This is a genomic window from Bradyrhizobium sp. WYCCWR 13022, assembly GCF_030435535.1.
GTDB lineage: Bacteria > Pseudomonadota > Alphaproteobacteria > Rhizobiales > Xanthobacteraceae > Bradyrhizobium.
Genome location: NZ_JAUIZJ010000003.1, coordinates 187376 through 209483, shown reverse-complemented (window position 1 = coordinate 209483; position 22108 = coordinate 187376). Strand labels below are relative to the sequence as shown.

Here is a 22108-nt window from a genome sequence, read left to right as displayed (position 1 = left end):
GATAACGGCACTAGCCAGAAAAATTTGCTTCACGTGTCGCTTGTCGATTTGAAGTTCCCAGAAAGAGTTCGCGGCAAGCACTGTAGGAACTTCAAATCGGCGGCACTTGGCCTCATCGGGTGAGGACGTTGCCGTTAAGCGTGTCGAAGGTGCTGCCGCCCTTCTTGCCGGCATTGGCTTCCGGTGCAGAGCCCGATCCCACTACCTCGCTCAGCGACGGACCGGCCGGACCGCGCGGCTGGTTCGCCATCTGCTGCGCGACGTTGCAGACCTTCGTCTGCATCGTCTCGGTGTTCTTGTGACCTTCCTTCATCTGCGCGCTGACGGTCGGCGGGATTCCGCATTTGGCAGCGTGGGTCTCGATATACTTGATCATCTTGAGCTCGGCCTGGCCGAAGCTCCTGATCAACTTGCAGGCTTCGTCGGGCGGAGCGTGGCGGTCGCTCGCGGCCTTGATCAACTTGCCGCGCTTCTCGGCGTCCTCGCGCAGCGGTACGAACGCCTTCATGCAATCCTCACCCGGACCGGCTTGCGTCGGCGGGGCCGCGCTGAAAGCGCCGGCGCCACCGATGGGAGCCGCGCCGTTGACCGGGAACGAAGCCTGTGGGGCGCCGACGGAGGCGACCGGCGCTCGGCCGTTGACGGGCGGAAATGCGGGATCGGAGGCGCCCTGGCCCGGCAACGGCGCCGGGAACCCCTGGGCGTAAGCGCCCGCGGCGCCCATGGCGACCATGGCGGCAGTCATCGGAACCATCAAACGACGGATCATCAAGAGTGTCTCTCCGGCAGGAGCTTGCGGGGTTCGGCGTCTTCCCAATTGAAGCGCAACCAGCGTGCTGGCGATTTTACGATTCCCGCCAGGCCTTAACAACCCGTCGAATAGGGCAAGAGCGCGGCGTGCCGCCGCAGCAATCTGGCAATATTTAACCCCGAAATGGCTGGTTTCGGTTAAGAACGGCGGCAAATTGGACTTTTGACCTATGCCCTCCCTCGATTTTCGCGCCCCGCGCCTGTTCGTCGATGCCCCCTTGGCCCAGGACGCCAGGATTCCGCTCGACCGCGACCAGAGCAACTATCTCGGCAACGTGCTGCGGCTGTCCGCCGGGGCCGAGGTTCTGGCCTTCAACGGCCGCGAGGGCGAATGGCAGGCCGCGATCGAAGGCCGCAAGCGGCCTGACAATCTCGTCATCCTCCAGCAGGTCCGCCCCCAGGACCGACTGCCGGACCTCGCTTATGTCTTCGCCCCGCTCAAGCATGCCCGGCTCGACTACATGGTCCAGAAGGCGGTCGAGATGGGCGCCGCAACGCTCCAACCGGTCCTGACCCGGTTCACCCAGGCCTCACGGGTCAACACCGAGCGGATGCGCGCCAACGTGGTCGAGGCCGCCGAGCAATGCGGCATTTTGAGCATCGCCGCCGTGACCGAACCGGTGCCGCTCGAGCGCTACCTCGGTCAACGCCCGGCCGACCGCCTGCTGATCTTCTGCGATGAGGCGGCGGAGGTCCAAAGCCCCATTCAAAGCCTGCAAGATGCCTTCGAGCCGGGCGGAGGTATCGACGTGCTGATCGGCCCGGAAGGCGGCTTCGCCGAGGAAGAGCGCGCGCTGCTGCTGCGGCAGCCGAAGATCCTGCGGCTCGCGCTGGGACCCCGGATCATGCGCGCCGACACGGCCGCGGTCGCGGCGCTGGCGCTGGTCCAGGCGGTGTTGGGCGATTGGGGCGGCGCGAGCAGCTAAGGGGAGAGTTTTGGCTGAATCGATACGCCCCCGCGATGATCACCTCTCCCGAAGGGAGGGGGGACTGAGCAGGCCGATCCGGTCGAATTCACGATGACCACGTCGGGATGACCGGCTAGCTGTGCTCGCGCAGCGATCGATGCAGGGTCTCGGAGGGCAGCTCTCCGAACGCCGCCCGGTAGCTCGCCGCGAATTCGCTCAGATGCCAGAAGCCATGCGCAATGGCGCAGGCCTTCACGCTGCGCCGTCCAGGACCAGCGCGCAGCTGCTTGCGCACTGACCAGAGACGCAAGACCCGGCTATAGCGATGCGGACTCATGCCGCAGATGGCCTTGGTCGCACTCTGGAGCGTGCGAACCGACACGCCAACGCGCTCCGCCAGTTCGGTCGTCTTGTGCCAAACCGTGAGATCGTGGCGGATCAATCTTTCCATGTCGGCGACGATCCGCAGGTAACTCTCCGTCGTGGCGTGCACCGATTTGCTGTTCACGCTGGAACGAACGGCATTGTCCATCGCGCCAAGCAGCGCTTGTTCGACTTCCGCTTGCGAGGTCGGCTCGTTGAGGAATTCGGGATCATTGGCCGCTGTTTCCAGCGTTGCCGCAATCAGGCGACGAAGGGAGGCGAGCATATCCGATGGCGCGCTCAGCAAATGATAGCCGTCATCCAGCTGTAACCAGGGATCCCGCGCGGGCGGCGTGAAGTAGACGACGCCGATCAACCGGCCCACAGGCTCATGGACCAGACAATCGGAAGCCCCCTTCAGCACGAGGATGGAGCTGCCGATTGATTGCCCGTTGATGCAGGTCGAGGTCACCTGGTCCATCGGCACCACCACTGCGACGGCATGGGCCAACTGGTAGCCGCTGATGATCCGCGGGAAGGTCTTCACCAGAGACAGGCTGAGATTCGGCAGGCTGAGCCGCGCGCGCATGATCGCAGTCGAGCCCGGCGACAACGGCATGCTGGACGCACCGGCATATCTCTCGCTGTCCCCGAAATGATCGATGTCGTACGATTGAAGCTCGAGCGCCGAGGACGGCTTGAGACCCTGGAACGACAACAAGCGCTCCGCCGCGCCTTTTTGCGTTCCATCGCGAGCAATGTCGAGAAGGCTCTGATCCATATCCTGCCGCTCACGTCGCCTTTCTGGCCGCTGCCGCACCGTCGGGAGCTCGCAGATCATCCGGACCGTTGATGCCGGCGCGTTTGAGATCGCGAAGCAGCTTCGTGAGCAGCAGCATGTTGGTCTTCTGCAGTTCGTGGTTGTTGCCGAACCTGAACGCGTTCTGCTCGGTCACGATCAGCCCGGCCTTTGTCTCGGCGAGAATCTTCCGCCTCTTCAACCCCGCCACGCGACGGCGAACCGTCTCGAGCGGCAGGCTCAGGAAGCGGGAGAGTGCCGCGCGGGACACGCCCTGCTTGATCGTATCCGGCTCGACCGTGTGGATGCTGGAAAACTTCTCGTCCAACGACGGATCGTTCATCACGTTGATGACGTTCGCATTGAGAATCGCGTGAATGATCAGAAGGTCCATCGGATCGAATTCGTCGTAGTTCCGGAACATCTCGCTGATCGAAAACAGCATGTAAGCGAGCGTATGACGCGAGACCGTCCGGATAATATCTGAAGCATTGCGCATGAATCGGAAACCAACATTCATCTTGTAAACGAAGCCAGCATCGAACGTGTCGCCCGACATACCCAAATTGAGTATGTGACAACTTGCCAAGAGTCCTCAATCTCTCATTGTGACGTTGCGGGTGCATGGGGCTCTGCGTCGGACCAATTCGCGATCGGGCTTGCGGCCGACCGTCGGCGACGACGGCCCACGAAAGCATCCAACGATGTCGATGATGCCGCCTCCATTCAGCCGGCGGTCGAGGCGGAAAAAAGTGGCCATGGACGACGACGTGGAATTCGACATCCGCAGACGCCAGGACTTGCGCCTGATCAAGGCCTTTCTCAGCATCACCGACGCGCGCAAGCGGCGGAGAATTATCGAATTGGCAGAGCGGCTCGCCGAAGACGCCGAATTGAATGCCGCAGGAAGCGCTGCAGATCTTGCCGCGGCCGACGCGACGGCTGTGGAACAGCGCAAAGACGTCCCTGATCGCATTGAATGAGCCGCATGCGCTTCCGCTGCAACGACGGTCGCACACAGCAAGGATTGACCATAAAAGGTATTATTTTACTTTTGTGCCGCTGGTCGAGTCGAGATCCGCACGCACCCCATGGGGTATCTCGGCCGCCCTGCGGGGTGACGCCTGCAGGATCGTCCGGACGCCTCGAAACTCGTTAAGCGATTGATCCTTTGGAGGTCGAAACCGTTTTCCGGCCATGCTAAGGGCTGCGCCAATTCCTGTGCCTCCCCGTGGCACCCCTTGCCCTGCCCGGCTCTGCCGGGACGATGGACCCCCTGAGATGACCGCGACTGCCACCTCAAATGCTGCCGGCTCCGCCGCCTGGGCGGATACGCTGCTGTTGTCGTTCGCGCAGGCCGGCTACGTCAGGGCCGAGCCCGCCATCCTGCAACCGGCCGAGCCGTTCCTTGACCTGTCCGGCGAGGACATCCGCAAGAGCCTCTATCTGACGACGGATTTGTCCGGCGAGGAGCTTTGCCTGCGGCCCGACCTGACGATCCCGGTGGCGCGCGACTACCTCGCCTCCGGCCGTGCCGGCCAGCCGGCCGGGTTCAGCTATCTGGGGCCCGTGTTCCGCTACCGCAGCGGCCATGCCAGCGAATTCCTTCAGGCCGGGATCGAATCATTCGGTCGCCAGGACCGCGCCGCCGCGGATGCCGAGACCCTCGCGCTGGCGCTGGAGGCGACGAGCGCCTTCGGCGTGCGCGACGTCGAAATCCGCACCGGCGACGTGGCGCTGTTCAATGCGCTGCTCGACGCCCTCAACCTCTACCCGGTCTGGCGCCGCCGCCTGGTCAAGGACTTCAACCGCAAGATCAGCCTGGAGCAGGATCTGGAGCGGCTGGCTGCTGCAACCACTGCGACCCGCAGCGAATATGAGGGTGTGCTGGCCGCGCTCGCAGGCTCCGACCGCAAGGCGGCCCTGGCTTTCGTGACCGATCTGATGTCGATCGCAGGGACCACCAATGTCGGCGGCCGCACCACGGCCGAGATCGCCGACCGCTTCCTCGAGCAGTCGACGCTCAAGGGCGGCGCGCTGCCGCGCGAAGCGATCACCGTCCTCAAGCGCTTCCTGTCGATATCAGGCAATCCCGATGATGCCGTCGCCGCGCTGCGCGCGCTCACCGCCGACGCAAGGCTCGATCTCGCCGGCGCGATCGACCAGTTCGAAAGCCGGGTCGGCTTCATGGCCGCGCGCGGCATCGACGTGAAGAACACGCGCTTCTCGACCGCGTTCGGGCGCGGGCTCGATTACTACACCGGCTTCGAATTCGAGCTGCATCACAAGGGCAACGGCGCCGAACCGCTGGTGGCCGGCGGCCGCTATGACGGGCTGATGACCCAGCTCGGCTCGGCTGAGCCGATCCCTGCGGTCGGTTTCTCGGTCTGGGTGGACGCGCTGACCAAGATCGGCCGCAAGGTGGGAGCTTAAGTCATGAGCGCGCCATTCGTTCTGGCCGTTCCCTCCAAGGGCCGTCTTCAGGAAAACGCGGAAGGCTTCTTCGCCCGCGCCGGGCTCAAGCTGTCGAAAGCCGGAGGCGCCCGCGACTATCGCGGTACCATCGCGGGCCTCGACAATGTCGAGGTCGCCTATCTCTCGGCGAGCGAGATCGCCTCGCAGCTGTCCCGCGGTCTCGCGCATCTCGGCGTCACCGGCGAAGACCTGGTGCGCGAAAACATCGCGGACGCCGACAAGCACGTGTCCCTGATCGACGGGCTCGGCTTCGGCTATGCCGACGTCGTGGTCGCCGTGCCGCAGGCCTGGATCGACGTCCGCACCATGGCTGATCTCGACGACGTCACCACCGGCTTCCGCGAGCAGCATCACATGCGGATGCGGGTCGCGACCAAGTTCGTCAACCTCACCCGCAGCTTCTTCCAGAGCCACGGCATCACCGATTACCGCATCGTCGAGAGCGCGGGCGCGACGGAAGGCGCCCCGGCGGCCGGCAGCGCCGAGCTGATCGTCGACATCACCACCACGGGCGCGACGCTCGCCGCCAACGGCCTGCGGGTGCTCGACGACGGCGTGATGCTGCGCAGCCAGGCCAATCTGGTGGCCTCGAAGCACGCCGACTGGTCGCCCCAGTTCCTGGAGACCGCGCGCGTCATCCTCGATCACATCGCGGCACGGGCGCGCGCCAACAAATACCGCGAGGTGCGGACCCGCTTCCGGCAATGCGATGCTGCGCTGCTCGGCGAAGCCCACAGCCGGTTCGGCGTCGAAGCCCCGTTCGGCGGGCCGACCTCCTCGGGCATGCTGACGCTGCACTGCCCACCGGGGCAGCTGTACGCGCTCGCGAGCTTCCTGCGCGAGCATGGCGCCGAGACCGTCTCGGTGGTCTCGCTCGACTACGTGTTCGACCGGGAGAACCCGCTGTTCGCCAAGCTCGAGGCTTTCCTGCAGCGGTGAGCCCAAAGTTTGTCGAGCAGCTTCGTTCAGCGTAGCGACAGCAAGCGGCAGCTACCATATGCTGTTGAATGATCTTGAACGGCCTCTGGAACCTTGATCGATGATGCTGGGCTCTGACGTTTCCGGCCTGACCACCACCGCAGCGAACGCCGCTGCGAAGGGGCTGTCGATTGTGGTCCCCGTCTATAACGAGGCGGCGGGCCTCGCCATGCTGCACCAGCGCATCTGCGAACTCGCCAAGACGTTGCTGCAACGCTACCGGCTCGCCTGCGAGGTCGTCTATGTCGACGACGGCAGCGCCGATGCGACCCTGTCGGTTGCGCGCTCGCTGCCGGCGGACCCGATCGACGTGCAGGTGGTGTCGCTGTCGCGCAATTTCGGCAAGGAGGCGGCGCTGATGGCCGGCCTCGACCATGCCCGGCTCGGCGCCGTCATGTTCATGGACGGCGATGGCCAGCATCCGCCCGCGCTGGTCGAACAGCTGGTGCGGCACTGGATCGAGGACGGCTACGACGTCGTCTATACCGCCAAGGCGCACCGCGACAACGAGCCCTTCCTGCGTCGTGTTGCCGTGCGCGGCTTCTACACGCTGATCAACTGGGGCGCGCGCCAGAAGATTCCGGAGGACGCCGGCGACTTCCGCCTGCTGTCGCCCCGCGCGGTCACGGCGCTCAGGCAGTTGCCGGAGCGCAACCGCTTCTTCAAGGGCCTCGCAAGCTGGATCGGCTTCCGCCAGATTCGCGTCGACTACGAACCAGCGCCGCGCGTCCATGGGGTGACGACCTTCAGCGCCGCGCGCCTGCTCGGTCTGTCGATCGAAGGCGTGACCTCGTTCTCGGTGGCACCGCTGCGCTTTGCCAGCCTGCTCGGCGTCATCCTCGCCGGCGTCGCCTTCCTGTTCGGCCTGTCCATCCTCTGGGAGGTCTTCACGACCGGCAAGCAGGTGCCGGGCTATCCCTCGCTCGTGGTCGGCCTGATGACGATCGGCGGCGTGCAGCTCATCATGATCGGCATCGTCGGCGAATATATCGGCAAGATCCTCTCCGAGCTGAAGGCGCGTCCGATCTACTTCGTCGCCGAGCACAGCGAGAAGCATTTTGAGGCCGACAAGGCAAAGGACGCTTCAAGCCAGGACGCATCGAACAGGACCGCGGCCGAATGAGCGCGGCGGCCACGCCGCGACGGATCTGGCTCTGCGCCGACGATTACGGCATCAGCCCCGGCGTCAACCGCGCCATCCGCGACCTGATCGAACGCGGCCGCCTCAACGCGACATCTGTGATGGTGGTGGGCCCCGCGATCGAGCAACGCGAGGTCGAGACACTTCAAGCCGCAGCGAAGGCGAGCCCGCGCTGCGCGATCGGATTGCACGTGACGTTGTCGGCACCGTTCCGGCCCCTCACCATGCATTTCCGTCCGCTCGACGGCGACATGTTCATGGTCTTTCCGAGGCTGCTGCGCGCCGGATTGATGCGGCGACTCGACAGCGAGTTCTTCCGCAACGAAGTGAGAGCGCAACTCGCCGCTTTCGCGGAAGCCTTCGGCCGCGCACCCGACTTCATCGACGGCCATCAGCATGTGCAGTTGTTTCCGCAGGTGCGCGACGGCTTTGTCGACGCCGTCAGCGAGATCGCACCAAAGGCCTGGGTGCGCCAGGGCGGGCGCGACCTGCCCCTCGCGCAACGACTGGCTTCGCCCAAGGCAATGGTGCTCGATGTGCTCAGCGCACAATTCCGCCGCCAGGCGGGGCGTGCCGGCCTCGCGTTCAATCCTGCCTTTGCCGGCGCCTATGATTTCACGCGCGCGGCCGATTTCGGCGAGCTGATGCGGCAGTTCCTCGACGGCCTCCCCGAGGGCGGCCTGGTGATGTGCCATCCCGGCTTCGTCGACGACATCCTCGTTGGACTCGATCCGATGACTGACGTCCGCGAGCGCGAGCATGCCTATCTCGCCAGCGACGCATTCGCGCAGCTTCTCGCGACCAGTGACGTGACATTGGGATGAAACCGGCGAAAAGCCGGCCCACAGGGCAGTCTGTCGCATACCGAAATTTAATCCGGCCGCCACTGTTGGGGCCATAATGGAACCCTACATCCCGCTTGCGCTTGTTTCGCGCGAGGGAGACTGACCATGACGCCGCAGGAACGCCAGCTCGTCGACGAGCTTTTCGACCGGCTTTCGAAACTGGAGAATGCACCGCGCGATCCCGACGCGATCGCCGCGATTTCGGATGGCTTGCGCAAGGCGCCCGGCGCCGTCTACGCGCTGGTGCAGACCACGCTGTTGCAGGACGAGGCGCTCAAGCGCGCCCACAACCGCATCCAGGAGCTGGAAGCGGCCCATGCCCCCGAGCAGCCGCAGTCCGGCGGCTTCCTCGACACCATGCGCGATACGCTGTTTGGCGGGGGCCAATCGCGCGGCTCGGTTCCGAACGTGCCGCCGCCGCGCGAGCAGCGGCCGGTCTGGAACAGCGGGCAGGCGATGCAGCAGGCCCAGCCGGGTTATGGCCAGCCGCCTTATGGTCAGGCCTACGGGCAAGGCCAGGGATACGGACAAGGATACGGACAAGGATACGGCGCCCCCCCGGTCGGCGGTGGCGGCGGCTCGTTCCTGGGCACGGCGGCGGCGGCCGCGGCCGGGGTGGTCGGCGGCTCGCTGCTGCTCTCCAGCATCCGCGGCATGATGGGCGGCGGATCGCATCAGGCTTTTGGCGACACCACCATCATCGAGGAACGCGGTGGCGGCTCGCCCTGGAGCGGCGACCAGTCCGGCAGCTCGCTCGCCCGCGATGCAGGCCTCAACGACATCGGCTCGAACCGCGACTCCCGTCAGGGCTTCCTCGACCAAGGGTCGAACGATCGCGATAGTGACGATCAGAACTACGACGACAACGACAACGGCAATGTGGACATGGCCGACGACGGCGATTTCGGCGGCGGAGACGACGGCGGCAGCGACTACGCGTGAGGCTGCCCTCAGCGCCAGACAAAAACGGCCGCCCGGCAGGCGGCCGTTTTCATGTCGAACGTCGGAAGATCACATCACCACGACCTTGGTGCCGACATTGACGCGGCCGTAGAGGTCGATGACGTCCTCGTTGCGCATGCGGATGCAGCCCGAGGAGACGTTGGTGCCGATGGTCCAGGGCTCGTTGGAGCCGTGGATGCGGTAGAGCGTGGAGCCGAGATACATCGCGCGCGCGCCGAGCGGATTTTCCGGGCCGCCCTCCATGTGCCTGGGCAGATCGGGGCGGCGCGCGATCATTTCCGCCGGCGGCGTCCAATCCGGCCATTCGCGCTTGGCCGTGATCGACTTCACGCCGGTCCAGGTGAAGCCCTCGCGCCCGACGCCGATGCCGTAACGCATCGCGCGACCGTTGCCCTCGACGAGATAGAGAAACTTGTTGTTGGAATCGACCACGATCGTGCCGGCACTTTCCTTGCCGCTATAGTCGACAAGCTGCTTCTCGAATTTCGGATCGAACGGACGCTGCCGCGGATCGATCGCCTCCTGCTGGTAGCTCGCGCCCTGCTGATAGCCGCCCTGCATCTGCGGATCGCCCATCGGCGGCAGGCGGCGCGGATCGTTGTAGGCGGGCTGCTGCTGATAGATCGACTGCTGTGGTGCATAGCCCGGAGCGCGGCCGGGACCATCGCCGAACAGGAACTCGATGAAGCCGCCGCCCATATTGGCGTTGGAGGCGACGCGCACCGGCGCCGGGGCGACCCGCGGCTGGTAGAGCACCGCGGGCGGATCGTTCGGCACGGTATTGTCGAAGGCGCTGGCGCTGGTAGCGCCGACAATGAAGGCGCATGCGCTGCCGAGCAGCGCGACAGACATTTTCTTGAACATCGACGTACTCTGTACTGTTTCGTCTTGTTGCATTCGTCGCCGGACGCGTTGGCTGATGTCCGCGTCCTCGACGTGGTCAATAAAGAGCAAACTCCGTTGCGTTTGGTAAACGGATCGGGCGTTTCGATTCACCACGTCGCGAACGGCGGGGCAATTCGGCGATCAGCGTTTATTTTCGATGAAGGGCGCCGCCTCATGGTTAATCGAGTGTCTGCTTCGCCGTGGCGCGCGGCCGCACGACGGTTCCTGCCGTGAACCTCGTGTTAAATCGCTTCTGTCTACAAAGACGCGTGAATGAGGTGGGGGAGTATCCTGATGGCTGTTCACCGCAAGCGTTTTCGTGTCGAGGATATCGCCGGTGGCGAGTTGCCGATTCTTGACGTAGCAGAAGAGGCAGGCCCGATGCATAACGAGATCATGGCGGAGCTGCGTGCGATCCGCGCCCAGATGGCGAAGGGCAGCGTGCCCCTGACCGGCAGCGCGGCGATGGCCGCGATCGACGCCTCCACCGCCCAGGAACTTTCCGACGCACGCACGATGCTCGATACCTATCGGGCCCAGATCGAGCAGTGCGAGAAGCTCAAGGTCGAGCTCGACCTCATCCACGACGCCATCGACCGCACCAAGCGCGAGATCGCGACCCTGCACGGCAAGAGCTTCGACGGCGGCGAGATGGCCAAGGTCAATGGCGAGCTCGGCGCGGTGGTCGGCGGCACCGAACAGGCGACCCAGCAGATCCTCGAAGCCGCCGAGTCGATCGACCAGGCGGCCTCCGCCCTCTCCAAGGTCGACTCGGTCGACCAGCAGAAGCGCCTCGCCGACGACATCCAGGAACGCGTCATCTCGATCTTCGAGGCGTGCAACTTCCAGGACCTGACCGGCCAGCGCATCAGCAAGGTCATGACCACGATGAAGTTCATCGAGCAGCACATCAATTCGATGATGGACATCTGGGGCGGCGTCGACGCGATCAAGTCCCACGCACCCGCCCAGGTCGACACCCGCAGCGAGGACGACAAGCTCCTCAACGGCCCGAAGCTCGCCGGCGACGTCGGCCACGCCTCGCAGGACGACATCGACGCGCTGTTCGACTAGGCGAACGCGGCAAACCGAACAACAAAAACGCCGGCGCAAGCCGGCGTTTTTTGTTTTTTGATCCTGTCTCACATTGTCATTCCGGGGCACGCCAAGCGTGAACCCGGAAGCTCGAGATTCCGGGTCCGGTCCTGCGGACCGCCCCGGAATGACAGAAATCAGCTACGCCTTCGGTCCGCAGCGGACGTAGACCATGTTGCCGTAGCGGGTGGCGGCGTCCTTGTCGACGAAGCGGGTGATCATGACGCGGCCGTCGAAGGAGACGATCTCGCGGTCCTGCTCGCCCGGCGTCGGGCCGGAGGGGCCGATATAGTTCTTGCCGCTCGGCGAGCCCTTCAGCCGCAGTTCCTGCGGCGTGGCCTGGTCGGCCAGATGCATGATCACGCCGCCGGAGGAACCGGCGCCGATCACGTAGGGATTCTTGCACTGCGCCCGCGCAGCCGCCTCGGTGCGGGCGCGATCGGCCGGGTTCTGGAACGAGGCAAGACCCCAGCGGCCGACGATCTCGTCGGCGCGGATCGAGGCCGGCATTTCCGGAGCGGTGCCGGGCTCGGCCTCGGGCGCCGGCTGGGACGAGGAGAACGACGGCAGGCTCATACCGCCGCCGCAGGCACCGAGCAGAAGCGCCAGGCAAGAGGCCGCCGCCAGATTGGCAACCGTGCGCGCGTGAGCTGAACTGATCATGGCATTCCCCCGAACAAGACCACGGCCGCATCCCTTCCGCAGCCAAGCGCAAAACCGCAACCAGGGCAATGACGTCCTAAGATACGTCTCTTCCCCGAACGAGTTTCCAGTGCCACCATCCTATATCCGCCTCACCAATCGCTTAACCACCTTTGCTTGACAGGATCGCAGCCAAGCCATATCCCCTGCGCACTATTAGCACTCGGAAAGACCGATTGCTAAGCGCACCGTTCGACCCTCGGGAAGAGGGGGAACGGGAGCGCCGCCCCCACCCACTTCCGCTGCTTTCGGAAAAGCGAGCCTCCAAAGGGAAACGTCATGGCTAAGTCCAAATTTCGTCCGCTGCATGACCGTGTCGTGGTCAAACGTATCGACGCCGAGGAAAAGACCAAGGGCGGCATCATCATCCCCGACACCGCCAAGGAAAAGCCGTCCCAGGGCGAAGTCGTCGCCGTCGGCCCCGGCGGCCGCGACGAGGCTGGCAAGCTGATCCCGATCGACCTCAAGGTCGGCGACCGCGTGCTGTTCGGCAAGTGGTCGGGCACCGAGGTCAAGATCGACAACGAAGAGCTCCTCATCATGAAGGAGTCGGACATCATGGGCGTGATGGCCTAGGGCCATCAGCCTGAACGGCCGCTGAATGCCATGCCCGGATGACAGGTCCGGGCATCCATCATTCCGCCGCACACCACCAGACACGACACATCACGATACATCAGGGATTGCAGACAATGGCTGCCAAGGACGTCAAGTTTTCCGGAGACGCGCGCGATCGCATGCTGCGCGGCGTCGACATTCTCGCCAACGCCGTCAAGGTGACGCTCGGTCCGAAGGGCCGCAACGTCGTCATCGAGAAGAGCTTCGGCGCGCCCCGCATCACCAAGGACGGCGTCACCGTCGCCAAGGAGATCGAGCTCGAGGACAAGTTCGAGAACATGGGCGCGCAGATGGTGCGTGAGGTCGCCTCCAAGACCAACGACCTCGCCGGCGACGGCACCACCACCGCGACCGTGCTGGCCCAGGCCATCGTGCGCGAGGGCGCCAAGGCGGTTGCCGCCGGCATGAACCCGATGGACCTCAAGCGCGGCATCGACACCGCGGTCCAGGCCGTCATCAAGGACATCGAGAAGCGCGCCAAGCCGGTCGCCGCCTCTTCCGAGGTCGCCCAGGTCGGCACCATCTCGGCCAACGGCGATGCCGCCATCGGCAAGATGATCGCGCAGGCGATGCAGAAGGTCGGCAACGAGGGTGTCATCACCGTCGAGGAAAACAAGTCGCTCGACACCGAAGTCGACATCGTCGAGGGCATGAAGTTCGACCGCGGCTATCTCAGCCCCTACTTCGTCACCAACCCCGAGAAGATGACCGCCGAGCTCGAGGACGCCTACATCCTCCTGCACGAGAAGAAGCTCTCCGGCCTGCAGGCGATGCTGCCGGTGCTGGAAGCCGTGGTGCAGTCGGGCAAGCCGCTCGTCATCATCGCCGAGGACGTCGAGGGCGAGGCTCTCGCCACCCTGGTCGTCAACCGTCTGCGTGGCGGCCTCAAGGTTGCCGCCGTCAAGGCGCCGGGCTTCGGCGATCGCCGCAAGGCCATGCTGGAAGACCTCGCGATCCTGACCGGTGGCCAGCTGATCTCCGAAGACCTCGGCATGAAGCTCGAGAACGTCACGGTGAAGATGCTGGGTCGCGCTGGCAAAGTGGTGATCGACAAGGAGAACACCACGATCGTCAAGGGCGCCGGCAAGAAGCCCGACATCGAGGCCCGCGTCGGCCAGATCAAGGCCCAGATCGAGGAGACCACGTCGGACTACGACCGTGAGAAGCTCCAGGAGCGCCTGGCCAAGCTCGCCGGCGGCGTCGCGGTGATCCGCGTCGGCGGCGCGACCGAGATCGAGGTCAAGGAGAAGAAGGATCGCGTCGAGGACGCGCTCAACGCCACCCGCGCCGCGGTGCAGGAAGGCATCGTCCCCGGCGGCGGCGTCACGTTGCTGCGCGCCAAGAAGGCGGTCGGCCGTCTCACCAACGCCAATGCCGACGTCCAGGCCGGCATCAACATCGTGCTGAAGGCGCTGGAAGCTCCGATCCGCCAGATCTCGGAGAATGCCGGCGTCGAGGGCTCGATCGTGGTCGGCAAGATCCTGGAGAACAAGTCCGAGACCTTCGGCTTCGACGCCCAGACCGAGGACTATGTCGACATGATCGAGAAGGGCATCATCGATCCCGCCAAGGTGGTGCGCACCGCGCTCCAGGACGCCTCCTCCGTGGCCGGCCTGCTGGTGACCACCGAGGCGATGGTCGCCGAGATGCCGAAGAAGGAAGCTGCGGCCGCCATGCCGGCCGGCGGCGGCATGGGCGGCTTCTGAGCCCATCCTCACCCGACAGTGTCATGAAGGCCGCCTCCGGGCGGCCTTCTTTTTTGCCGATCATGCTTATCGCTTTCCGATTCAACCGGCGGCCAAAACCCACTACGGTGGCGCCCGATTCTTTCGTTCGAGGATTTCGTCAATGCGCGCGCTTCTGTTTTGCCCGACGGCTCTCTTGGCGGCCCTGTTCGTGATCTCGCCCGGGCTGGTATCTGCCCAGATGAAGCTGTCGCCGAAGGCCACGGCGCCCGGCGGCACCGAGACGCGCTATTTCACCTCGATCGACGGGCTGATGGACGGCAATGCCGACGTGATCCTGAAGGAGACGCGGCAGGGCAAGACCGTCACCGCGGCCGTGCTCGACGTCTGCTATCCCGTGTCGAAGAATTCCGACCGCAAGGACCGCTTCGTCGTCAATCTCCAGATCTCCGGCCAGACGATGAGCGGCACGACCACGAGCATCGGCGCCAAGGCGCCTGTCACGGTCAAGCTGACGCGCAAGCCGACCGGCGACACTTTCGAGTTCCGCGGCCAGATCGGCATCGGCCAGGCCGTGACCGAGGTGACCTCGCCCGACAATGGCGATCTCAGCGAGAAGGAATTTTTGGACAACCAGACCAGCGACGACGGCATTACGCCCCAGCCGAAGGACTTCACCGAGGTCTCGCCGGAGGCGATCGCGGTCAAGGTGAAGCTGGATAACGCGACCGACTTCCTGAAGAGCCTGAAGGGCCAGGACGTCGAGGTGACGCTGGCAAGTCTCTCGGTCGGCTGCGACGCGCTGCGCGCCGGCGAGCAGACCATCAACATGTCGGTCGACCCGGAGCGCGCGGCCGCGCTGCTGGCGAAATTCAAGGCGATGCCTGGCGTCACGGCCGCCGGATGGACCGCGGGGATCGCGGAGATGGACCGCACCATCCGCATCGGAGCCGCCGACTGGCGCGACGGCGACAAGATCAACCGCGACAAGCTCGCCAGCGCGATCGCTGGCGTGCTGAGCAGGACACTCGCGGCCAAGCCGGTGTCGCAGGGCTTCAACCCCGCGACCGGCAAGCTCAAGCTCGTCTTCAAGCGGCCGAACCAGGATTTCCCGGCGCTCGAACTCACCGACACGATCGAGGTCTATGGCCTCGTCTCCGCCGACAAGCCGGGGACATCGGACAAGCTGATGGTCTGGATCGGCAGCCCTTCGACCACGACCGCCGACGAGAGCAGCGGCGCCAAGCTCACCGTCTCCGATGATGCGACGGCCGATGAGGAAGGCGACCAGCCCGACGACAACGGCTCGATCGAGGCGCTCGCCAAGGAGCTGAAGGGCCAGCGCTGGGACGCCGACAAGTCGGTGTGGAAGTGACGTGACGCGAGTATCAACTCTCAGTCGTCGCCCGGCTTGACCGGGCGACCCAGTACTCCGAGACGAACGTTGTTGAATCGATAGGACGCGGCGCACCCCGGGTGCCCCGGTCAAGCCGGGGCACGACAGGGAGAGTTCCTCAATTCCCGTTCTCGCGGAAGCGCAGCGTCTTCGGGCCGATCAGCGTGAGCGCGTCGCCCTGACGCTTCCAGGTCTCGACCGCAGCGAGGGCCGCGACGAGATCGTCATCGGCCTGGGCCTTGGCCGGCGGACAGGAACGATCCTGGATTTGGCCGGGAACGAAGATCACCGTGCTGCCGGCCACCGAGAACTGGCCCTTGCCGCCCTTGCACCAGAGCTCGAGCACGACCTCGCCATTGTCGCCGATCTCGATGTTCGGGATTCGCTTCGAGCCGGGCTGCGGCGCGGCCTCCAACGTCATCTCGGTGCCGAAGGGAAAGCCCTCTTGCGCGCGTGCAACGGCCGACATCACGAGCAACGCAGCTGCGGCACACACCATCTGCTTCAACGACACCATGAAACCTCTCGACCGACCTGGGTTTGCCGGTCTTCTATAAGACGGCAAAGCCTTTGAGAAGGTTCGTCGGTTCGAGGCACAAAAATCCCCGCGGGAATGGTCCCGCGGGGATTTTGCGTCGCAGCCGTGCCTCGCTACTTCAGCACGAGCTCCGTGAACGGATAGACATAGGCTTGCAGCGTCACGAACACACCGACGAGGCAGGCCAGCACGATCGAGTGCCGGAACACGAAGCGCAGGATGGTGCCTTCGTGGCCGTACCAATTGGTCGCGGTGGAGGCGACGACGATCGATTGCGCGTCGATCATCTTGCCCATCACGCCGCCGGACGAGTTCGCCGCCGCCATCAGGATCGGCGACAGGCCAAGCTGCTGCGAGGTGATTTTCTGGAGGTTGCCGAACAGGATGTTCGACGACGTGTCCGATCCGGTCAGCGCCACGCCCAACCAGCCGAGCAGCGTGCCGAAGAAGGGATAGAGCACGCCGGTTGCGGCGAAGGCGAGACCCAGCGTCGCATCGACGCCGGAGAGGCGTGTCAGCGTGCCGATCGCGAGCATCGCCGAGATCGTGATCAGCGAGATCGCGCAGAGCCGGATGGTGCGGCCGTATTCAACCATCAGCCGGCCCGGACCGACGCCCATCAGGACGCCGGAGATGATCGCCGCGATCAGCATGCCGGTGCCGGTGAAGGACAGATAGGTGAAGCCGAACACCGCCGCCTCCTTGGTCGGCGCCGGCGCGACCGGCGGCATCTTGTTGATCATCTGATGCAGCTCGGGAACGGCGTAGTTCCAGACGAAGATCCCGTTCGCCCAGGTCTTGAAGGTACCGTTGCCCCAGATCAGCATCACGACGCAGACGATGATCCACGGCAGCAGCGCGCTAAAGAGCTCACCCTGCGTCAGCGGCGTCTTGTCGAGCGGCTTGGCCGTGGCCATGGTCGCCGCCGATTCATCATGTCCGCGCAGCGCCGGCGACAGCCAGAGCTGCCTCGGCTGCCAGACCTTGAGAAACAGGATCAACGCGCCCATCGAGATCAGCGACGCACCGATGTCGACGATCCACGGATTGACGTAGTTCGAGATCACGAATTGCGGGACGGCGAACGACACGCCGGTGACGAGGATCGCCGGCCAGATGTCCTTCATGCCCTTCCAGCCCGCGAACGCCCACACCACCCAGAACGGCACGATCAGCGAGAACAGCGGCAGCTGCCGTCCGACCATCGCGCCGAGGATGTAGGGATCGAGCCCGGTGACCGAGGCGAGGCCCTGGATCGGCGTGCCCAGCGCGCCGTAGGCGACCGGCGCGGTGTTGGCGATCAGCGACAGGCCTGAGGCCGCAAGCGGCGAGAAGCCGAGGCCGATCAGCACGGCGCCGGTGATCGCCACCGGCGTGCCGAAGCCGGAGGCGCCCTCGAAGAACGCGCCGAACGAAAACGCGATCAGCAGCAATTGCAGCCGCCGGTCCTCGGTGACGCCGCCGACCGCGCGCTTCAACAATTCGAACCGTCCGGTGGTCACCGTCACCTGGTAGAGAAAGATGACGTTGAGGACGATCCAGCCGATCGGAAAGAAGCCGGTCACGATGCCGAGGATCGAGGCGCGGATCGACATGTTCGCCGGCATCGTGAACACGAAAATCGTAATCAGGTTGGTCACGATCACGGCGACGACGGCCGCGATGTGAGCCTGAACGCGCCCGCTCGCGATCAGGACCAGCAGCGTGACGACGGGGATCGCCGCCGCGATCGTCGACAGCACGGGACTGTGCAGCGGATCATAGATTTGGTTCCACATGGTCTTCCTCCCCCACGCGTCTCTATGGCAGGCCGGCCCGCGTGGACGGCGGACCTGCTTGACGTTGGAAGCGATAACCCCCGAGTTGGACGCGAATTCCTCGCGAAAGCCGCGGTTCCGACCTGCTCACAAGCTCGCGAAAATCCGGAGGCCCCCACCCCACGCCGCTATGCCCATGCTAGGGTTGCAAGCCATGGCTAGCCAACGCAAATTGCAGAACTTGCGACTTTAGTCTAAGCGCACCCTTTTTCTGCCATCGCCTCAGCCACTTGGCTTCGGGGCCGCTGTGAATATCCGTCAGGAGATCCCCCTCTGTGAACAACATCCGCGCCACGCTCGCGACCGTCTGGCGAATCGCCGGTCCCTATTTCCGATCGGAAGACAAATGGGCCGGCCGCGGCCTGCTCGCTGTCGTCGTGGCCATGGAGCTGACGCTGGTCGCGATCAACGTGCTGCTCAATCAGTGGCAGAACCGGTTCTACAGCGCACTCCAGGCCTACGACCTGAATGAGTTCGTCATGCAGGTCTGGATCTTCCTCGGCCTCGCCTTCACCTACGTCGCGCTGGCCGTTTACAAGCTTTACCTGAACCAGTGGCTCCAGATCCGCTGGCGGCGGTGGATGACGCAACACTATCTCGGCGAATGGCTCGACGGCGCCACGCATTATCGCATGCAGCTGAAGGGCGACGCCGCCGACAACCCGGACCAGCGTCTCACCGAGGACGTCACGAATTTCGTCGAGCAAACGCTCGTTCTCGGTCTCGGCCTGCTGTCGTCCGTCGTGACGCTGGCGTCGTTCATCGTCATCCTCTGGGGTCTGTCCAACAAGGCGCCTCTGCACATCTACGGCACCGACATCGTCATCCCGGGTTTCCTGGTCTGGTGTGCGCTGGCCTACGCGGTCCTGGGTACGGGACTGACCCACTGGATCGGCAGGCCGCTCATCAATCTCTATTTCGAGAAGCAACGCTACGAAGCCGACTTCCGCTTCAACCTGATCCGCGTGCGCGAGAATTCCGAGCAGATTGCGCTCTTGAAGGGAGAGAACGCGGAGCGAGGTCATCTGCTCCATCGCTTCGGCCACGTCATCGGCAACTGGTATGCGATCATGAGGCGGACCAAGCGGCTGACCGCCTTCACGGCCAGCTACGGCCAGGCCGCAACGATCTTTCCCTATGTGGTGGTCGCGCCCGCCTACTTCGCCAAGAGCATCCAGCTCGGTGACATGATGCAGACCGGTTCGGCCTTTGGCCAGGTGCAGGATGCCCTGTCCTTCTTCGTCACGGCCTATCGATCGATCGCGGAATGGCGCGCGATCGTCGCCCGTCTCGACGGCTTCGAGATGTCGGTCGCGACCGCGGCAAACCTGCCGGCGCATGAGGCCACGATCGAGCTCAAGGCAGCGGGCGGCGGCCGCAATATCGACCTCCAGAAGCTCTGCGTGAACCTGCCCAACGGCACGCCGCTGGTCGCGGCCGACGGCTTCGCCATCCAGGCACCGGAGCGCGTGCTCGTCAGCGGACCGTCAGGCGCCGGCAAATCGACGCTGTTCCGCGCCATCGCCGGCATCTGGCCGTTCGGCACCGGCACCATCGCCGTCCCCGCCAAGGCAAAGCTGATGATGCTGCCGCAACGTCCCTATTTCCCGATCGGCGCGCTGGGCGATGCCGTGATCTATCCCGCCGCGCCCGGCACATTCCAGGCAACCCAGATCCGGGACGCGGTGATATCGGTCGGCCTGCCCGACCTCGCCGAACGGCTGAGCGAGGATGGCCACTGGAACCGGATGCTCTCGCTGGGCGAGCAGCAGCGCCTTGGGCTCGCCCGCGCCCTGCTGCATATGCCGGACTACCTGTTCCTGGATGAGGCCACCGCCTCGCTCGACGAACCGTCCGAAGCGCGGCTCTACCGCCTGCTGACGGAGAAGCTGCCACAGGCCACCATCGTCTCGATCGGTCATCGCTCGACGCTCGATGCTTTCCACACCCGCAAGGTGACGGTGGTGGACGACGGCGCGATCCATGTGCTGGGCCAGAACGATGCGCCGGCCGAGCCGGAGCCCAGCGCGGCGCGTTGAGGCGCTGTACCATCCGCACCGTGATGCCCGGGCTTGTCCGGGGCATGCACGTCTCTTGTGTCTCGGGAGATACGCGTGGATGGCCGGGACAAGCCAGGACAGGCCCGGCCATGATGACACGGCAGCACTGCTACCCACACGACGTGTCGCGTTGAAGCCAAGCCCTCCCCCAAAACGAAAGGGCGGCAGATTGCTCTGCCGCCCTTGTTAGTCGTCTCGGAAAGTAAACTTACTTCAGGTTGGTCATCGCCGTCAGGTCGAAGGACAACTTGGCGATACCCGCCGCGCCGCACCAGTTGGAGCCAGCGCCGCCCGGGTTGATCGGGGTGACGTTGGTGGTGCCAGTGGCGTTGAAGGCGCTGGTGAACGCGTTGCAATCACCCTTGTTCAGATCGGTGTCGGAGTAGCGCAGATCGAGCGTGAACACCTTGTAGGTGAAGCCGACGCCGATGTTCCAGGTGTTGTAGTCCTTATAGGGAATGCCGTTGGCGAAGACGGTACCAACACCGGTTCCATAGAAAGCGTCCGACGTGCCGAACCACTGCCGGCCAAATTCACCCGACACGTACATGCCGACGCCCGAGGCACCGAACACCGTGCTGGGCGCCGTGTACTTCGCGGTCAACGACGCGTAGTTGCCCCATGCACCCGAGTTCAGGAAGTTCGGCGAGTAGAACTCGGTCGCGCCGACCGTAAAGCTGTCGTTGATGGTGTAGTTCACCTTGCCGTACACTTCGAAGAAGCTGACGTCCTTCTTCATGACGTTGCCGTCGCCGAGGAAGATGGTCGTGGTGCTGACGGGGCAAACATTGCCGCCGGGAATGCCGCCGGTCGTGACGTTATCCGCGCAGCTTCCGCCCGGATACAGATAGCCCCACACACCGACATCGAACGCCCAGGCGCCGAAGGTCGGGCGGATACCGCCGTAGATGTCGACTTCGGCGGCGGCGCGATTGGCGAAGGAGATGCTTTCAGCGGACACGCCGGCGTAGAGCTGGAGGTCCTTGGTGACATTGTAGCGCGGCTCGAAATAGGCGGCGACCGACGGCTGGTGGTTTGACTGGGTCACGCCGCGGAAGACGTAGTCGCTCATGACCGCGCCGCCGAAGGCGACATCCCAGGGATCGAACGCGGGCGCCGGAGGAGCCTTCAGAGCCTTCAAGGGCATATCCGCCGCGAAAGCCGAACCCGTCACCATTGCCAGCGCCGTTGCCAACAAAGCCACTTTCTTCATTTCGATCCCCATCACCAAGTTCTAGACCCCGGTCGAGCTCCGGAAGCCCCCCGGGGCACCCGACCTGATTGAAAATTTCGTAACTGCGGCAATCTGGCTGGAGGGACGAAAAGCGAGAAGCAAAAAACACGAGCATTTGCCGCCTTTTTGGGCGTTCTGACGATTCCAAGAAAGGTTGTCCGTCGGTGTTGCTTCTTGATCACATTATTTTCACGCCAAAGTGCACAGCGGGGTCCGGGTTACTACGTGGGCCGGCGGTGCCGTGGCGCGCGTGCTACGAATCAACTGACTCAGAAGAGGGCAGCCTCCGGTAAGCAGTGACGGCGATGCAAAAAGGCCGCAGCGTTCAACGCTGCGGCCTTCCTGCTGTCACAGGGTCGGGGTGAACCCAGCCTCGAGACCCGAGCTTGGGCCTAGCCTTGCCCTCTAGCCTTGCCCTTTAGCCTTGCCCTTCGGCCGGCGTCGGTTCCGCAGAAGACGAAGGCATCGCCCAGCTCGTCTCGGCGGCAGGCTCGGGAGCCGGCGCGGCTACTGGGGCCGCCGGCTTCGGCGCGGGAGCTGCCTTCGCCTTCTTCGGAGCCGCTTTCTTCGCAGCCTTCTTGGCGGCTTTCTTCGGCGCGGCCTTCTTCGCCGCAGCTTTCCTGGTCTTCTTGGCGGCCTTCTTCGGCGCAGCCTTCTTGGCGGATTTCTTCGCTGACTTCTTTGCTGACTTCTTGGCCGACTTCTTCTTCGTCGCCTTCTTCGCGCTCACGACCTTCTTGGCCTTTTTGGCCTTCTTGCTTTTTTTCTTACTCGCTTTCGCCATCGTGGTCCTCCT

Annotated in this window: 21 protein-coding genes; 12 read left to right on the top strand and 9 right to left on the bottom strand. The window is 64.5% G+C overall.

The annotated features are described in order from the left end of the window. Positions 1-112: 112 nt before the first annotated feature. Positions 113-769, bottom strand: a complete 657-nt coding sequence (locus tag QY049_RS09745) for a hypothetical protein (protein ID WP_194477865.1) — start codon at positions 767-769, stop codon at positions 113-115. 211 nt (positions 770-980) lie between these two features. Between QY049_RS09745 and QY049_RS09740 the strand changes: the two genes are divergently transcribed. Then, complete coding sequence (locus QY049_RS09740) at positions 981-1736, top strand: 16S rRNA (uracil(1498)-N(3))-methyltransferase (protein WP_258763836.1); 756 nt, start codon at positions 981-983, stop codon at positions 1734-1736. 115 nt (positions 1737-1851) lie between these two features. Here QY049_RS09740 and QY049_RS09735 read toward each other — a convergent pair whose 3' ends face one another. Together QY049_RS09735 and QY049_RS09730 are read right to left on the bottom strand one after the other, a co-directional pair. Next, positions 1852-2862, bottom strand: coding sequence for a helix-turn-helix domain-containing protein (locus QY049_RS09735; RefSeq protein WP_258763837.1), 1011 nt, complete (start codon positions 2860-2862; stop codon positions 1852-1854). Between the two features lie 10 nt (positions 2863-2872). Beyond that, positions 2873-3379: a hypothetical protein gene (locus QY049_RS09730; protein ID WP_258763838.1), complete on the bottom strand. Its 507-nt coding sequence runs from the start codon at positions 3377-3379 to the stop codon at positions 2873-2875. 259 nt (positions 3380-3638) lie between these two features. On the opposite strand from QY049_RS09730, the gene QY049_RS09725 reads away from it, so the two are divergent. From QY049_RS09725 to QY049_RS09700, 6 genes are all read left to right on the top strand, one after another. Further along, positions 3639-3863, top strand: coding sequence for a hypothetical protein (locus QY049_RS09725; RefSeq protein ID WP_194477869.1), 225 nt, complete (start codon positions 3639-3641; stop codon positions 3861-3863). A gap of 298 nt (positions 3864-4161) precedes the next feature. After that, on the top strand, positions 4162-5313 hold the full coding sequence (locus QY049_RS09720; RefSeq protein ID WP_194477870.1) for an ATP phosphoribosyltransferase regulatory subunit: 1152 nt from the start codon (positions 4162-4164) through the stop codon (positions 5311-5313). Positions 5314-5316: 3 nt separating this feature from the next. After that, positions 5317-6294: an ATP phosphoribosyltransferase gene (gene hisG, locus QY049_RS09715; RefSeq protein WP_194477871.1), complete on the top strand. Its 978-nt coding sequence runs from the start codon at positions 5317-5319 to the stop codon at positions 6292-6294. A gap of 100 nt (positions 6295-6394) precedes the next feature. Next, entirely contained in the window at positions 6395-7456 is a 1062-nt protein-coding gene (locus tag QY049_RS09710) for a glycosyltransferase family 2 protein (protein WP_258763839.1), read from the top strand. After that, positions 7453-8298, top strand: coding sequence for a ChbG/HpnK family deacetylase (locus QY049_RS09705; RefSeq protein WP_258763840.1), 846 nt, complete (start codon positions 7453-7455; stop codon positions 8296-8298). Before QY049_RS09710 ends, QY049_RS09705 begins: the two co-directional genes overlap by 4 nt. 126 nt (positions 8299-8424) lie before the next feature. Beyond that, complete coding sequence (locus QY049_RS09700; RefSeq protein ID WP_258763841.1) at positions 8425-9261, top strand: DUF2076 domain-containing protein; 837 nt, start codon at positions 8425-8427, stop codon at positions 9259-9261. 69 nt (positions 9262-9330) lie between these two features. Here QY049_RS09700 and QY049_RS09695 read toward each other — a convergent pair whose 3' ends face one another. Further along, positions 9331-10146, bottom strand: coding sequence for a L,D-transpeptidase (locus QY049_RS09695; RefSeq protein ID WP_258763842.1), 816 nt, complete (start codon positions 10144-10146; stop codon positions 9331-9333). A gap of 315 nt (positions 10147-10461) precedes the next feature. Here QY049_RS09695 and QY049_RS09690 point away from each other — a divergent pair, with 315 nt between their 5' ends. Next, the gene (locus QY049_RS09690) at positions 10462-11241 is read left to right on the top strand and encodes a protein phosphatase CheZ (RefSeq protein ID WP_194477876.1); all 780 of its coding nucleotides are present in this window, start codon (positions 10462-10464) and stop codon (positions 11239-11241) included. Positions 11242-11403: 162 nt separating this feature from the next. On the opposite strand, the gene QY049_RS09685 is transcribed toward QY049_RS09690, so the two are convergent. After that, on the bottom strand, positions 11404-11925 hold the full coding sequence (locus QY049_RS09685; RefSeq protein WP_194477877.1) for a hypothetical protein: 522 nt from the start codon (positions 11923-11925) through the stop codon (positions 11404-11406). A 318-nt stretch (positions 11926-12243) separates the two neighbouring features. Between QY049_RS09685 and groES the strand changes: the two genes are divergently transcribed. The 3 genes from groES to QY049_RS09670 all read left to right on the top strand — a co-directional run bounded on the left by groES (position 12244) and on the right by QY049_RS09670 (position 15642). After that, a complete protein-coding gene (gene groES / locus QY049_RS09680) occupies positions 12244-12540 on the top strand; it encodes a co-chaperone GroES (RefSeq protein ID WP_014491914.1) in 297 nt (98 codons plus the stop codon). 116 nt (positions 12541-12656) lie between these two features. After that, positions 12657-14288 (top strand): chaperonin GroEL, encoded by a 1632-nt coding sequence (gene groL, locus QY049_RS09675; protein ID WP_194477878.1) that lies wholly within the window; start codon positions 12657-12659, stop codon positions 14286-14288. A gap of 142 nt (positions 14289-14430) precedes the next feature. Further along, entirely contained in the window at positions 14431-15642 is a 1212-nt protein-coding gene (locus QY049_RS09670; RefSeq protein ID WP_194477879.1) for a hypothetical protein, read from the top strand. A 139-nt stretch (positions 15643-15781) separates the two neighbouring features. Here the strand turns inward: QY049_RS09670 and QY049_RS09665 are convergent, their stop codons facing one another. Continuing rightward, a complete protein-coding gene (locus tag QY049_RS09665) occupies positions 15782-16180 on the bottom strand; it encodes an META domain-containing protein (RefSeq protein ID WP_194477880.1) in 399 nt (132 codons plus the stop codon). Positions 16181-16314: 134 nt separating this feature from the next. Then, entirely contained in the window at positions 16315-17979 is a 1665-nt protein-coding gene (locus QY049_RS09660) for an L-lactate permease (protein WP_258763843.1), read from the bottom strand. A 314-nt stretch (positions 17980-18293) separates the two neighbouring features. Here QY049_RS09660 and QY049_RS09655 point away from each other — a divergent pair, with 314 nt between their 5' ends. Next, entirely contained in the window at positions 18294-20057 is a 1764-nt protein-coding gene (locus tag QY049_RS09655; RefSeq protein WP_194477882.1) for an ABC transporter ATP-binding protein/permease, read from the top strand. Between the two features lie 229 nt (positions 20058-20286). Here the strand turns inward: QY049_RS09655 and QY049_RS09650 are convergent, their stop codons facing one another. Further along, positions 20287-21291, bottom strand: a complete 1005-nt coding sequence (locus QY049_RS09650; RefSeq protein ID WP_194477883.1) for a TorF family putative porin — start codon at positions 21289-21291, stop codon at positions 20287-20289. Positions 21292-21730: 439 nt separating this feature from the next. Then, positions 21731-22096: a histone gene (locus QY049_RS09645; RefSeq protein ID WP_258763844.1), complete on the bottom strand. Its 366-nt coding sequence runs from the start codon at positions 22094-22096 to the stop codon at positions 21731-21733. Positions 22097-22108: the final 12 nt, after the last annotated feature.